This window comes from Neoalteromonas flava (assembly GCF_002807685.1).
Taxonomy (GTDB): Bacteria; Pseudomonadota; Gammaproteobacteria; order Enterobacterales; family Alteromonadaceae; genus Alteromonas_E; species Alteromonas_E flava.
The window spans coordinates 311,407-326,106 of the sequence record NZ_PEAX01000003.1; the positions used below are offsets into that span (position 1 = coordinate 311,407).

Genomic DNA, 14,700 nt, shown 5'->3' on the forward strand with positions numbered 1-14,700 from the left:
TCAATGTGGCTCGTAAGCCTTAGCTACTTCGGCGATTTGCTCACGCATCCACATGTGCGCGTGATCATGATCGGCGCTGACATGCCAATATAAGAAATATTCTACCGGTGGCACATTCAGAGGTAATTCATAGATAGCCAGATCATAATGCTTGGCTAAATGGTATGGCAGGCAAGCAATGAGATCCGTCTTCACTATGGCACTTGGTACGGTGAGAAAGTGTTGGCCACGCATAATGACTTTGCGTTTTTTACCAATCTTGTCGAGCTCAATATCAATTGGCCCAGCGCCTGATTTACGATGTGAAACATTGATGTGCCCCAAGCGTAAAAAGGTTTCTAAGTCGAGCCCGTGTTTGAGCGCAGGGTGGTTCTTACGGGCAATGGCGACAAAACGGTCAGAGGCAATCCGCTGTTTACATAAATGTGGGTCGGTAAACGTGGATGCATCAGCAAAGAAATCCAAGCTGCCATTTGCCATTGAGGAAACAACTTGGCTGCGGGCAATTTCATAATTCGTTAACGTGACATTAGGTGCTACATTTTGCAGACGTACCATGAGTCTGGGCATGATACTCACCTCTAACAAATCCCGACTGGCAAAATTAAACGCTTTTTCTGAAATTGCAGGATCAAAGGTGTGACTCTGCTGCACGCTCTTACGTAATAAACCTAGCGCTTGACGTGCCGGTACAATTATATTTTGTGCCACGGGGGTAGGAGTCATGCTGTGACCAGTGCGCACAAATAAGGGGTCATTCAACATTTCACGCAAACGCGCCAGTGAATTACTCACCGCCGGTTGGGTAATACATAGCACATCAGCCGCTTTAGTTAGGCTTCCTGCCGTGTAGATCGCATCAAATACTGCAAATAAGTTGAGGTCGATTCGATTTAAGTTCATAACGTACGCTGTGTCCGGTTTTCTTACATCAGAATTTAACATGTTTAATCATCAATAAACATTATAGAATCTAATTTGAAATATTCAGGCAGTTAATAGTATAAAAATAGCCAATTATCGCAATTACATGGAATCGCTATGCGTAAAACTTTGTTAGATTTGAATGTTGAAGATGTATTACCGTCATCCAACTGGATGGCGATAACACAACAAATGATTAACACCTTTGCTGATGCGACAGGTGATCATCAATGGATCCATATTGATGAAGCACGTTGTGCCACTCAGAGCCCATTTAAAACCCCGATTGCCCATGGCTTTTTATCCGCGTCATTGATGCCACGAGCCTTTGGTGAAGTTATCGACGCTCATCCCGAAATTGCCTCGGTACTGAATTACGGCATTAATAACCTCCGGTTTTTAGAGCCTGTACGAGTTAACGACAAGGTTCGTTATGGGTTTAAAGTCGCGGCAATTGAGCAAAAGCCAATGGGGCGTCTGTATACTTTTGACTGTGCTGTTGAAATTGAGGGGCGAGAAAAGCCTGCGTTAGTTGGACAATTTCTGATGCTGGCCGTGATCCGCTCCGTTGCTTAATTTTGATGCAAATGGTGGATCTGGTCAGACCATCTGCATTGCGAATATTTACATATAAGTAACATATAATTTACATTGTGCTGGGTTACGCCTACTATTTTGATTGTGTACCTAAATTAGGTACGCAATAACAATAACCTAGAGACCACTACACAAACGTCAATGTAATCCTAATCGGTGGCATTGATTATAGGGGACACACAATGAAGTTATCCACACGCAAAACGGCCTTGGCCGCCTGCGTTGCCGCTCAATTTGCGCTTGCACCGGGACTCGCCGTTGCCCAAGAAGAAGACGCTCAACAAGCGGAACAACGTGATTTTGAATTAATTATGGTTACTGGTAGTTTCGTTCGACGCAGCGAGAACTTCGAGTCACCGTCGCCACTAGCGGTAGTTGATAGCGTGTCTATCGACTCGATTGGGGCGAAAAATATCGCCGACATAACACAAACCCTAACGATAAACACCGGTGCGCAAAATAACCCTGATGCATTTACCCAAAACGCAACGGCAGGTACTTCTAACATCAACTTGCGTGGTCTCGGGGTCGCTTCGACGCTTGTACTACTGAATAATAAACGCCAAGTCGTTAATGCTCAGCCTACCAATGACGGATTGAACTTTGTTGATACCAGCTCTTTGGTGCCAATGATTGCCATTAACCGCATGGAAGTGATTAAGGATGGCGCCTCAGCATTATACGGCTCAGACGCTGTTGCCGGGGTTGTAAACTTTATCACCAAAAAGAATTATGAAGGGGCGAAAGTTACCTTTGATTATCAAGACGGTGCCCACGGTGATAACAAAGAATACATCCTCCAAGGTTTGTGGGGTACTTCAGGTGACGATGGGAACATAATGGCAGCGATTAGCTACACTAACCGTTCACCATTGTTTATTTCTGACCGCCGTTTATCGCGTCCACAAGATGATACCAGTGCGTTGGGTAATCCAGGCGCATTTTTCCTCGGTGGATTCCCATTTATTGATCCTACAGGATGTGAAGAAAATGGCGGTTACCCACGTTTACTAGCACCGCCAGGTACAGTACCAGGACTAAACGTTGGTTTCTGTGGCTTTGATTTCGGTCCCTATTATAGCTATGTACCTGATGAAACGCGGGTAACGGCTTACGTTAGCTCAAATTATCAATTGACGGATGATATAAGTTGGTCGAATGAAATCAGTATTGCACGTAATCGTGCGGAACGTGGTGGTGCTCCAAGCTTCCCGATTTTAACACTGCCAGTAGTACCGGCGACCCATCCGAGTAACCCATTTGGTGCGCCAGTAGCATTCTTTGGACGTGCTGAAGGTAATGGTTTTGAAGGTGACCCAGCAAACACTGAGTCTGATACTTTCCGTTTCAATACCACTTTAACAGGCGAATTGGATAATGGCTTTTGGGAGTTAAGCTATACCAATGCGACCAACGACTTCTTATTCCAAGTTGAAGACGTATTGAACACCGAATTTAACCTTGCATTGAATGGTTTAGGTGGAGCGGATTGTAATCCATTAACCGGTACCCCAGGCCAAGGAGCTTGTGAATACTTCAACCCATTCGCGACTTCATATTCTGTATTACCAAACTCACAGTATGTTATTGATTCTTTCTCTGCCAAGCAGGTGATTGATTCAAAATCTGATATCCAAGTGATTGAAGGTTTCGCGTCCTTAGATGCGTTCGATATGGAAGGTGGAACAGCAGGTATTGCATTCGGATTACAGTATCGCGAAGAAAAACTGAGTCAGGATTACGACGAACTGTCGAATCAGGATAGCTTTACCTTCGTTATTGGTAACCCCGACTTCGAGGGTAAATTGGATGTTTGGGCGGCGTTTGCTGAAATGGCCCTACCGGTGTCTGAAGATCTCGATATTCAGTTAGCACTGCGTTATGAGGACTACGGCGGTGCTATCGGTGATACCATCGACCCTAAAGTAGCGTTCTCTTGGCGTGCAACTGAAGACTTCTCACTGCGCGGTTCTTGGTCAACCTCATTCCGTGCTCCAACAGTATTCTTGCGTAATGGCGGTGCAACAACATTACAACAATTGAACGATCCGTTATTTGGCGGTGCTGCCGCGTTTGCTGCGGTTCGCACATCGGGTAATGAGAACTTGAAGCCAGAAGAGTCGACTGCTTACAACGTTGGTTTCTCTTTTGAGCCAGTTGATGATTTGTCAATCGAATTGGATTATTGGAACTTTAGTTTCGAAGATTTGATTATTCAGCAAAATGCGCAAGCACTTTTGAATGCTGGTCCGCAAAATACGGATGTGATTATTCGTGCTGGTGACCCGTTAAATGGACCATTGTTGCAGGTATTAAATACCTATGTGAATGCGAGCTCGCAGGATACATCAGGTATTGATATTGTTACCAGCTACAAAATTGAAACCGACATGGGGACATTCACGCCAAGCATTAACGCAACTTACGTGCTTGATTACGAGTTAACTGATCCTCAAGCGGGTGTGGTTGATGGTGCTGGTCGCCGCAATTTCACCAACATTGGTACTTCTTCACCAGAGCTGAGAGCGAATTTAGGCTTGAATTGGTCGCACGATATTCACAGTGCTAACCTATTTGTGCGGTATATCAGCTCTTATGATGACGATCAAAACTGTGCTGATGGTTCACCTAATGGTGGTTCTTGTGCTGGCGGATTCAAAGAAATCGATAGCATGGTTACTGTGGATGCGCAGTATAATGTAAATCTCGGTGAGATATTTGAAACCGAAACTGATTATTTGTTAACGCTTGGTGGCATCAACTTATTTGATGAAGAACCACCTCAAGTATTTACAAACAGCGGTTTCGATTCAAAAGTGCATGATCCGCGTGGTCGTCAAATCTACGCACGCATCGCTGTCGAATTCTAATTCGTTAGCTTTTGTTGACACTCAACGCCCGGTTAATCCGGGCGTTTTTATATCTCGTGATCTAAATTCTGATTTAATACGCAAAAGTGAGAAGCACCTCAAGAAAGATTTATTTAAGCAGGAGAGATGGCATGGCAGAGAAGTTTTCGAGCGAACAAATCCAAGAAGCACTCAAGGAATTGAATGCGACGCTAGACAGTGATGAGCAATGGTCATTGGATGGAGACAAAATCGTTAAAACGTTTAAATTCAAAAGTTTTATTCGCGCCTTTGGATGGATGACGCAAATAGCCATTTGGGCGGAAAAGCTAAAGCATCATCCAGAATGGTTTAATGTGTACAACAAAGTAGACGTAGCTTTGACCACGCATGATGTTGATGGGCTCAGTGATTTGGATTTTAAACTTGCGCAAAAAATGGAAGCCTTTAAGTAGCGAGCAAGCTACATTCGTTCAATAACCATCAGATTGGCGAATAATTAAGCGAACGAGCTATTTTTGTAAAACAGCGCTTGCGTGTTATCAACTGCTATGTATAATACGCCCCACTTGACGCGGTAAGCCACCGCCTCAAACCAGAACAAGCGCGGGATGGAGCAGTCTGGTAGCTCGTCGGGCTCATAACCCGAAGGTCGTAGGTTCAAATCCTGCTCCCGCAACCAAATATAAAGCCCTGATTTATCAGGGCTTTTTTGTATCTGAAATACGTCAAAATTTTCTCGATTTTTCACTTTTGGGCACGCGGTGCCCAAAACGTGCCCATTCGGTGCCCACGATTTTTTCAAAATCGTTCAATAAATGTTCGAATTGACCTTAGGGATGCGTGCCCATGGCGACCTTCGGGCTAAATTTGAGCCGTTGCCCGACGGTCAAAATTGATGACCTTCAGGCTTTTTGTGCCCATTTGGCCCCCATTTAAGCGTGCCCAACTCGTGCCCATAATTAGTCGCTGAGCCAATCATTCATTTAGTTTTATATTAAAATATTCTTTATGTTCAAAACTGCTCTTAGCTTCAAGATATTGCATTCTCATTAATTGCTATCTTCTTTGTGTAACGGCCAAAGAGTTAATAATCACTGATTACAGAGTGTTTGTTAGCTTTTCTTGTTCGCTCTGTTACTGTGTATATCTGCATTTAGGAAAATTGGAACAACCAACGAATATGTTATTTGCATTTGGACCACGTCTCGCTTTTAGTTCTACGAGTTCACCACCACATCTTGGGCAGATGTTCTTTTTTATTGTTTCTATTTGGGGTTTTGTTTGCACACCCTGAATTAATGAGGCCAGCTCGTTTGCGCCTACTAGCTCGATAGGTTTATCCAATGCGAAATTAATCGCCTGTTGGGTATACCACCCGGAGCAGATGACAATCACTCTATCTGCGTTGCTGTCTGTTAGTACACCAAACATCTCGCGCACCACATTCACACCAACCTTTTGAGCCTTCCAGTTTTTGCATTGCACAAGTACCACTTCAGTACCTTTTCTCAATTCCAAATCGATGCCGCCGTCGGGACCATAAGAGCCTTCCGTCACTCGGTAGGCTTGTCTGCGATAGGCTTCGGCTACCAGTTCTTCGAAGTTGCGCCAATGGAGCTGTCGAATCGTTTCGATACTTTTTTGGTTATCTAGCTGCTTTGCCTTTCGTCGTGCATTAAAGAATGAGAAGGGCGCAATGAGTAATATAAAAATGGCGAAAAATGGAGCAGGAACGGCAAGAGACTTAAACAGCATGTTGATAAACTGATTGTCCATTTCAATTAAAGGCAATAGATAACCCATTACGAAATAGACGATAACCGCTGTTACCACAGAAACCCACCACGGTGCTTGGAGCAGTAGGTCGGCAAAAGACGTATTTTTTCTTGGCACAATCAAACATCCTTGTTGAAAAACCTCGATATAGTAACTCAGGCAACGCCTTGGTTGGGTATTAATTCCAATCGTGTAGTATTGTCTTATAGCTCGGTTTTAATTCTAGAGTATGAGGCGAGGTAAACATGGACGTGTTTATTGGTATCGATGTCGCTTGCGCCAAAGGCAAGTACCTGCCACTGGTGATTTGCAGTAAAGAAAATGGCCGATTAATACCGCTTCCATTGGCCAATTATCAAATAAAACCTCCAAGAGGTTTGGGTAACACATTGACATTGTATGACAAGATGAATCAGGAATTTGCAAATGATGTTGCGAATTACATAGAAACGGTTTGCGCCACATTTTATTTAAATCCGGTTTGCATAGGTATCGATTCACCACTTCGGCCTAGAGATAATCATCTCAAACGTAGACTTGCAGAGCAGGCGCTAGATAGGGCAGGTATAAGCTGCTATACCACGCCGTCTGCTGACGACTTCGAAGCGATTAAGGCAAAAGGTATTGCTCACATAAAGGCGAGTAAGCCAATACAAAACCTGCCACATGCCCACCAAATCTTTATGCTATTGGGTTTTTCATTGAACGATCGGCTTAGCAAGTTAGCCGAATGCATCGAAGCTTATCCCCACGCCACAGTCAAGCAGTTAGGAGTCGGAGATATCCATAAAAACAAAGGTAATCAGGCCGAATTGCAATTGTCTGCAATGTCGCATTACACCGGTTGGCCAAGAAATAATGATGATTGGGTGCAGGCAGGCAAAATGTGCCTAGGGCCGATGCACGACAGAGTGGACGCATACAGTGCGGCATGGGTAGCAAGCTTACCTGAACAGGAACGCATCTGTTTTGGCGATCCTGAAAAAGGCGATGCTATCTGGATACCAAAAGTTAAGCCGATAAACAGTCCAACGGCAAAACCACCGACAAAGCTCAACCCTACAACAAAGGTAAAGCAGCCTGTTTCCAATGCAAGTCATCAGCGTGCTTGCCCAGCTTGTCATCAACATGAATTTAAACGCTGGCCGTTTGGGTGGGACTCGCATGCTGCGCATCGCTGCACAGGACTTAAAGAAGTTGATCCCCAAGAGAGGAAGAAGGAGTTTAAGCGTCGATTTATGAGCAGTTAAAAATGTAACCCCTTTACATCCGTTTCAAAATAAACCACACTGGACTAAAGTATAGAAAAGTACACAGGGACGATGCTCGACTCTATCAGCTTTGCTCAAAAACAACGCCTTGCCTACATCGACTTTTGCCTGCTATTCAAAGGTGCGATTTATCGTCAGGACTTAATTAATCGTTTTCAGGTCGGCTTGTCGGCGGGATCACGCGATTTCGGTATTTACAAAGAGCTTGCGCCGGATAACCTGTCTTACGATTCGCGAGAAAAACGATATTTTCAAACGCCTCAGTTCAAACCTGTCTTCGAGCACGACGCTAGACGCACTTTAATCAAACTAGCCAACGATATCTCCGACGGGTTTGATGCAATAGGCGATATTCATTTCCCAGTAGAAGCACCGTCTAGTCTGAATGTACCGGACATCTTTATCGTTGCGCGCCTTGTTCAGGCCATTCTTAATAACAAAGCGGTTAGCGTCATCTACACGTCACTTTCTAGCGGTTCGAATGCTAGAGAACTTGTTCCGCACTCCATCGTGGACAATGGCCTACGCTGGCACGTTCGTGCCTTTGATCGTAAGAGTCAAAGCTTCCGAGACTTTGTGTTAACGCGCATTAGCAAGGTAACGATTAAAGACACGCCTAACGAAGATGAAAGCGTCCAAGCAGATACCGAATGGCAGCGCCTTATATCACTTCAACTCGTGCCGCATCCAAAGAATGTTGAGCATGCTACCGCAATAGAAATGGATTACGGCATGGACAACAAGCAACTGCTTATCGAGGTGCGAGCGGCAATGGCGGGTTATCTGTTAAGACGATGGAACGTGGACTGTACCGAGCGAGGTACACTAAAAGGAGCGGAATACCAACTTTGGCTACAGAACCGGTTTACATTAATCAATGTGCAAAATTTGGCGATTGCACCGGGGTATGAAGCTAAAGGTAACGGAAGCGGAGGTGGTAATTGATCCTCCATTGCACAAAGAAGCTTTACGCCAAACTGCCTGAGACGGTGAAAGCTACAGAGCAACCTGCTACTGCTATAGGTATTCAGGCACAGTGGCTAAACTGGCATGCAAACCTTATTACTATTCAGCGAAGACAATGTGTCATCGCAGTGCATGATGCGACACGTTTTACTCTTTTCATACCATGCCTAACCAAGAAAGACTTCGCAAACCTCGATTGGCATTTTAACGATGTGTTTATTAACACCTTGTTGAAAAGTGATATGCCGCCTGAACTGGTTGATGTCGCTGCGACGAACTACCAACCACTTACGTTCGATACAAACTGCAATCGCTCGGTTCAAGGTACGATGAATCAGGTGGCTCAGGAAATAGATTATGGGTTGTATTACAAGAGTACATCGATAGCAGATATCAGCCCGTACCGATACAGCGCAGATTTAAGCCATAGGCCCTGCGGTGTGAAAGGTCAGAAAGATTACATTTGGCCAGATAGAGAAATGGCAAAGCTTCTAAATAACTTAACGCAATAGTCATCAAATAAAGAATTAAAGCTTCATTAGGAAAAGATGTAGCAAGGAATAAGAGACAATGGTTGAACAACATAAAAAAGCATTAGAAAAACAGCTCTGGAATATTGCCAACGCGCTTCGAGGTAATATGAGCGCCGATGAGTTTCGCGACTACATACTTGGTTTTATTTTCTATAAGTACCTCTCTGAACGAATGGATATTTATGCCGACGAACTTCTAAAAGAGGATGGCATTAAATTTGATGAAGTTGACGAGAATTCACAACAGGGTAAAGAGTATCTGGATGCCATTCACGAAGAAGCGATCGACCACTTAGGCTATTTCCTAAAGCCCAGTGAGCTTTTCCACGTGCTGGCTGAAAAAGGTAAAAACGGTGAGTTCATTTTAGAGCAGCTTACTGAAGTGCTGAATCATATTGAGCAAAGCACTATGGGTACGGCGGCTGAGGATGATTTCAATGGCCTATTTGACGATCTCGACCTAACCTCAAACAAGCTCGGTAAAACAGAAAAAGCCAAAAACGAGCTGATCTCTAAGATACTGGTTCATCTCGACGATATCGACTTTCTACATCATGAAACGGAAATTGATGTACTGGGTGATGCTTATGAATACCTGATTGGTCAGTTTGCATCAGGTGCAGGCAAAAAGGCTGGTGAGTTTTATACACCGCCTATGGTGTCGAAACTTTTGGCGAAACTGGTAACTAAAGGGAAAGACAAACTTCGCAGCGTGTACGACCCAACTTGTGGCTCAGGCTCATTGCTATTGCGAGTAGCAAAAGAAGTGAAAGACGTTGGACACTTTTACGGCCAGGAACAAAACCCTAGCACATACAACCTGGCTAGAATGAATATGATTTTGCATGGTGTGCACTATCGTCGATTTGATATTCAGCAGGACGACACACTTGAGCAACCACATCACTTGGAACATAAGTTCGAAGCCGTAGTTGCTAATCCGCCTTTTTCAGCAAAATGGAGTTCATCTCAAGGATTTCTCACTGACGAACGTTTTCAAGACTACGGCAAGCTTGCACCCGCTTCGAAGGCCGACTTTGCTTTTGTTCAGCATATGATTCACCATTTAGATGATAACGGCACGATGGCAGTAGTTCTGCCACACGGAGTACTATTCCGTGGTGCCGCGGAAGGCCATATTCGTAAACATCTAATCAAAGAAAAAAACTATCTCGATGCGGTAATTGGTTTACCTGCAAACATCTTTTACGGCACATCTATTCCAACTTGTATTTTGGTACTCAAAAAGAATCGTGAGCATAGAGACAATATATTATTTATCGATGCAAGTCAGAGCTTTGGTAAGGCTACCAATCAGAACTACCTTCGAGATGAAGACTTAGAAGCAATATTGGAGGCGGTGAAAGAGCGTAAGTTCAAAGATAAGTTTTCTTATGTCGCACCTTTAGCTGAAATAGCCGACGAAAATGACTTCAACCTTAATATTCCAAGGTATGTTGATACCTTTAACGAAGAAGCTATTGTCGATTTAGATGCGGTATCAACTGATTTAGCTAAAGTTGAACAGAAAAGTACGGTATTGGATCGCACTCTAGATGAGTTTTGTAAAGAACTAGGAATAAGAGGTGCTTTCTGTGAGTAGTAACGGAACTTCGCCTATTTTAAGGTTTTCTGAGTTTACCTGTGAATATAAGATTTATAAGTTGGGCCAGATTACAGAAATAAAATCCGCGTCAAGGGTTCTTAGAGAGCAGTGGCAAGATTCGGGCGTGCCTTTTTTTCGCTCAAGTGATGTCGTCGCCGCACATAAAATGGAGAAAAATAAAAAAGTATATATAGCTCAAGAGTTGTTCGAGGAACTATCCAGTAAATCAGGGCGATTGAAAAAAAACGACTTATTGGTAACAGGTGGTGGATCGATTGGAATTCCATATTTGGTTAAGAGTGATGAGCCTCTTTACTTTAAAGATGCAGATTTAATATGCTTCAAAAGTAATAAAACAATTTACGGTCCTTATTTGTATCAGTTTTTTCTAAGTCCAACATTTAGGCAATATCTCAGAAAAATTACTCATACCGGAACGATATCCCATTTCACAATTGAACAAGGTAAAGCGACGCCTATAAGGCTGCCAGCCACTCTTGAGCAAAAGAAAATAGCCGAATTTCTCTGTAAAGTAGACAAAAAAATCAGCCTTTTAAAAGAAAAGCATGCCTTGCTAGAGCAATACAAAAAGGGCGTGATGCAAAAGCTTTTCAAGCAAGAGATTCGTTTTAAGGACAATAGTGGAAACGAGTTTCCCGATTGGCAAAGTCGCAGGTTTGAAGAGGTTTTTGTAAGAATTACCCGTAAAAATAAAGAAGATAATCAAAACGTACTTACTATCTCTGCTCAAATGGGCTTGGTAAATCAAGAAAAGTACTTTAATAAATCAGTGTCGGCTAAAGACTTAACTGGTTACTACCTACTTGAGAATGGTGACTTTGCTTACAATAAAAGTTATTCGAAAGGTTATCCGATGGGAGCAATTAAGCGCCTAAATAACTACGATAAAGGCGTTGTATCAACCCTGTATATTTGTTTCAGAGTTGTTGGAGAGCAAGAGCCATTGTTTTGGGAACAATTCTTTGAAGCTGGGCTGCTCAATAGAGAGATAAATAAAATTGCTCAGGAAGGTGCCAGAAATCACGGCCTGTTAAATGTTAGCGTTACTGAGTTTTTCAATGATATTGAAGTGCCTGTCCCGTCTAGAGCAGAACAAAGAAAAATTGCTGATTTTCTCTGCGTTCTAGACAAGAAGCTTAATTCAGTGAAAGAGCAAATAGAGCTAACCCAAACCTTTAAAAAGGGTTTGCTACAGCAAATGTTCGTTTAGGATAACGGTGTACAAGGAGTAAATGTGGCCTATCAGTCGGAACAAGAATTAGAAAATAAGCTCGTTGCGCAACTCGCTAAACAAGGTTTTGAGCGTGTTCAAATTACAGATATTAAATCATTACAGGCAAACCTGAAAACTCAGCTTTCTAAGCTCAACGGTTTTGATATTAGCGATACTGAGCTAAAACACATTCGTAACGCCCTAGCGAAAGGTAACGTATTCGATAAGGCCAAGATTCTTCGTGACCGACTGCAAATTAACAAGGACGATGGCACTACGGGTTACATCCGCTTTCTGGATGAAGATGTTAAGCAAAATCACTTTCAGGTTACTCAGCAAGTTACCGTAGAAGGTCGTTACAAGAACCGTTACGACGTTACTATTCTGGTGAACGGCTTGCCTTTGGTGCAAATCGAACTTAAGCGCCGAGGACTTGAATTGAAGGAAGCTTTCAATCAGATAAACCGTTATCAGCGTCACTCGTATTGGGCAGAAGATGGCCTGTTTCAGTACGTGCAAGTATTCGTTATATCCAACGGAGCGAACACCAAGTATTACGCTAACAACCGCAATCAACGCTTCAAGCAAACATTCTTCTGGGCAGATGAGTTAAATACCAAACGTTACAGTGACCTGGCTGATTTCGCGCAGGTGTTTTTAACACCCAATCATCTCACTGCCATGATCACGAAGTACGTGGTGCTAAATGAGACTGATCGCATTCTCATGGTGATGCGTCCGTACCAGATATATGCAACGGAAGCGATTATCGAACGCGTTGCGGAACGCCAGGCTTTAGTCGCAAGTGCGCAATCGACCGATAAGATGAATGGTTATATCTGGCATACAACGGGCTCAGGTAAAACCTTAACCTCATTCAAAACGGCCCAGTTGCTTACAGGAGACAGTCACGTTCATAAAGTAGTGTTTGTTGTTGATCGCAAGGATCTCGACTATCAAACAAGCAAAGAATTTAATGGCTTTTCGAAAGGGTGTGTGGATAGCACGGACAATACAAAGTTACTTGTAGATCAGTTCACCGATGCGCCGGTTGCGGCTGACAAAATCAATGAGCAACGCAATACAAAGCTAATAGTTACTACTATTCAAAAGCTTAACAACGCCATTAGCCACAAGCGTTACTCTAAACGCATGGAGCCGGTGAAAGATAAAAATATTGTGTTTATCTTCGACGAGTGTCACCGAAGCCAGTTTGGTGATACACACCAAAAAATCAGCCAGTTCTTCACAAATCATCAAATGTTCGGTTTCACAGGTACGCCGATTTTTGTGGAGAACGCCGTCTCGAAATCATCTCGCAAATACACAACAACGGACTTGTTTCACAAGCCGCTGCACAAATACACCATTGTCGATGCGATTAAAGATGAGAACGTACTTAAGTTTAACGTTGAGTATGTCGGCAGGTACAAGAAGAAAGACAGCGCAAATGAGATAGACATTGAAGTTGAAGGTATTGACACCAAAGAGCTTATGGAATCAGAGATTCGGCTAGAAAAAATTGTCGATTACATCATTGCTCAACATAACCGTAAGACTCATAGCCGAGAATTTACTGCGATGTTTTGCGTATCAAGCGTTCCTGCGTTGATAAAGTACTACGAACTGTTTGCCAAAAAGAAAGCGGAAGGAAAACACAACTTACGAGTTGCGACCATCTTTTCTTATGCAGCCAATGAAGAAGATCCCGACGCCGATGGATTAGACGATAACGATTTAGATAAGGTGGCGGAACCTCAGGCTGTGTATAGCCACAGCCGCGACAAGTTGGAGCAGTTTATCTGCGATTACAACGAAATGTTTAGTTGTAGTTACACCACCAAAGACAGCGAGTCTTTCTATAACTACTACAACGATATTTCAAAGAAAGTTCGCCAGCGTAAGGTGGACATACTGTTAGTAGTAAACATGTTCCTTACAGGCTTTGACAGCAAAACCTTGAACACGCTATTTGTCGATAAGAATCTCAAATATCATGGCTTAATACAGGCATATTCACGCACTAACCGCATCCTTAACGAGCAGAAGTCACAAGGTAATATTGTGTGCTTCCGTAACCTCAAAAAGCGCACAGATGAAGCTCTGGCTCTGTTTTCAAATAAAGACGCTAAAGACACTGTCATAATGCCGCCGTATGACGAGTTTGTGAAGCTCTTCAACAAAGCCTTTGGCAACCTTTTAGCAATCGCCCCAGATCCTGAAAGTGTCGACAGTCTGGAAGATGAAAATCAGGAACTGGAATACATAAAAGCGTTTCGCGAGTTAATGCGCTTGAGGAACATTTTGGAAAGCTTTGCAGATTTTAGTTATGACGACGTGCGAATAGGTGAGCAAGAGTTCGAAGACTATAAGAGTAAGTACCTCGACCTACACGACAAAGTGAAGACGAATAATGCCAAAGAGAAGGTGTCTGTTCTGGAAGAGGTCGACTTTGAACTCGAACTCTTGGCGATGGATGAGATAAACGTTGCCTACATACTTAAACTCCTTAGTAAGTTAAAAGAAACCGAGTCGGAGGAAGAATACCAGTATCAGTACAAGGCACTAATGCAAGCGGTGAATGGTGATCCCAACCTAAGAAGTAAACAGGAACTCATCGATAAATTTATTAAAGAAAACCTGCCTAATGTGAAGTCTGCCGAAGAAGTAGACGACGCATTTGCAGCATATTGGGAAGTTGAGAAAGAAAAGGCGACAAAGCAAATTGCAGAAGAAGAGCAACTCGTTCCAGAACGCATGAAAGATGTTGTCGAACGAATGATTTACAACAACCAAGAACCGTTACGTGAAGAAGTGGCAGGTCTCATGGAGAAACCACCCAGCATACTTCAGCGCAAGAAAGTCATACCGCGCCTTACCGAGAAGCTGAAAGACTTTGTGAATACGTTCTATGGTGGTGTCTAGTCGATGATAAATTGGT

General features: G+C 43.3%; 11 protein-coding genes and 1 tRNA gene. 10 read left to right on the forward strand and 2 right to left on the reverse strand.

Going from position 1 to position 14,700, the window contains the following annotated elements:
* Positions 1–903, reverse strand: a complete 903-nt coding sequence (locus tag CSH92_RS07440) for a LysR family transcriptional regulator (RefSeq protein WP_100656988.1) — start codon at positions 901–903, stop codon at positions 1–3.
* 138 nt (positions 904–1,041) lie between these two features.
* Between CSH92_RS07440 and CSH92_RS07445 the strand changes: the two genes are divergently transcribed.
* From CSH92_RS07445 to CSH92_RS07460, 4 genes are all read left to right on the forward strand, one after another.
* Positions 1,042–1,500: a MaoC family dehydratase gene (locus CSH92_RS07445; RefSeq protein WP_100656989.1), complete on the forward strand. Its 459-nt coding sequence runs from the start codon at positions 1,042–1,044 to the stop codon at positions 1,498–1,500.
* A gap of 203 nt (positions 1,501–1,703) precedes the next feature.
* Positions 1,704–4,391, forward strand: a complete 2,688-nt coding sequence (locus tag CSH92_RS07450) for a TonB-dependent receptor plug domain-containing protein (RefSeq protein ID WP_100656990.1) — start codon at positions 1,704–1,706, stop codon at positions 4,389–4,391.
* Positions 4,392–4,522: 131 nt separating this feature from the next.
* Positions 4,523–4,825 (forward strand): 4a-hydroxytetrahydrobiopterin dehydratase, encoded by a 303-nt coding sequence (locus CSH92_RS07455; protein WP_100656991.1) that lies wholly within the window; start codon positions 4,523–4,525, stop codon positions 4,823–4,825.
* A gap of 150 nt (positions 4,826–4,975) precedes the next feature.
* Positions 4,976–5,052: transfer RNA gene (locus CSH92_RS07460), tRNA-Met, on the forward strand.
* Between the two features lie 455 nt (positions 5,053–5,507).
* On the opposite strand, the gene CSH92_RS07465 is transcribed toward CSH92_RS07460, so the two are convergent.
* Positions 5,508–6,266: a DUF2034 domain-containing protein gene (locus CSH92_RS07465; protein WP_100656992.1), complete on the reverse strand. Its 759-nt coding sequence runs from the start codon at positions 6,264–6,266 to the stop codon at positions 5,508–5,510.
* Between the two features lie 128 nt (positions 6,267–6,394).
* Here CSH92_RS07465 and CSH92_RS07470 point away from each other — a divergent pair, with 128 nt between their 5' ends.
* The 6 genes from CSH92_RS07470 (at position 6,395) to CSH92_RS07495 (ending at position 14,684) form a co-directional block, all read left to right on the forward strand.
* Positions 6,395–7,399: a DUF429 domain-containing protein gene (locus CSH92_RS07470; protein WP_100656993.1), complete on the forward strand. Its 1,005-nt coding sequence runs from the start codon at positions 6,395–6,397 to the stop codon at positions 7,397–7,399.
* 72 nt (positions 7,400–7,471) lie between these two features.
* Positions 7,472–8,365 (forward strand): WYL domain-containing protein, encoded by an 894-nt coding sequence (locus tag CSH92_RS07475; protein ID WP_100656994.1) that lies wholly within the window; start codon positions 7,472–7,474, stop codon positions 8,363–8,365.
* Positions 8,362–8,898 (forward strand): DUF6933 domain-containing protein, encoded by a 537-nt coding sequence (locus CSH92_RS07480; protein ID WP_100656995.1) that lies wholly within the window; start codon positions 8,362–8,364, stop codon positions 8,896–8,898. The genes CSH92_RS07475 and CSH92_RS07480 overlap by 4 nt, the downstream gene beginning before the upstream one ends.
* Before the next feature lie 58 nt (positions 8,899–8,956).
* Positions 8,957–10,522, forward strand: coding sequence for a type I restriction-modification system subunit M (locus CSH92_RS07485; protein ID WP_100656996.1), 1,566 nt, complete (start codon positions 8,957–8,959; stop codon positions 10,520–10,522).
* The gene (locus CSH92_RS07490) at positions 10,515–11,756 is read left to right on the forward strand and encodes a restriction endonuclease subunit S (protein ID WP_100657474.1); all 1,242 of its coding nucleotides are present in this window, start codon (positions 10,515–10,517) and stop codon (positions 11,754–11,756) included. The genes CSH92_RS07485 and CSH92_RS07490 overlap by 8 nt, the downstream gene beginning before the upstream one ends.
* Before the next feature lie 24 nt (positions 11,757–11,780).
* A complete protein-coding gene (locus tag CSH92_RS07495) occupies positions 11,781–14,684 on the forward strand; it encodes a type I restriction endonuclease subunit R (protein ID WP_100656997.1) in 2,904 nt (967 codons plus the stop codon).
* Positions 14,685–14,700: the final 16 nt, after the last annotated feature.

Bases quoted from the DNA above. Each gene is read 5' to 3' on its own strand.
- CSH92_RS07440 (WP_100656988.1), bottom strand. From the start codon at position 903: ATGAACTTAAATCGAATCGACCTCAACTTATTTGCAGTATTTGATGCG.
- CSH92_RS07445 (WP_100656989.1), top strand. From the start codon at position 1,042: ATGCGTAAAACTTTGTTAGATTTGAATGTTGAAGATGTATTACCGTCA.
- CSH92_RS07450 (WP_100656990.1), top strand. From the start codon at position 1,704: ATGAAGTTATCCACACGCAAAACGGCCTTGGCCGCCTGCGTTGCCGCT.
- CSH92_RS07455 (WP_100656991.1), top strand. From the start codon at position 4,523: ATGGCAGAGAAGTTTTCGAGCGAACAAATCCAAGAAGCACTCAAGGAA.
- CSH92_RS07470 (WP_100656993.1), top strand. From the start codon at position 6,395: ATGGACGTGTTTATTGGTATCGATGTCGCTTGCGCCAAAGGCAAGTAC.
- CSH92_RS07475 (WP_100656994.1), top strand. From the start codon at position 7,472: ATGCTCGACTCTATCAGCTTTGCTCAAAAACAACGCCTTGCCTACATC.
- CSH92_RS07485 (WP_100656996.1), top strand. From the start codon at position 8,957: ATGGTTGAACAACATAAAAAAGCATTAGAAAAACAGCTCTGGAATATT.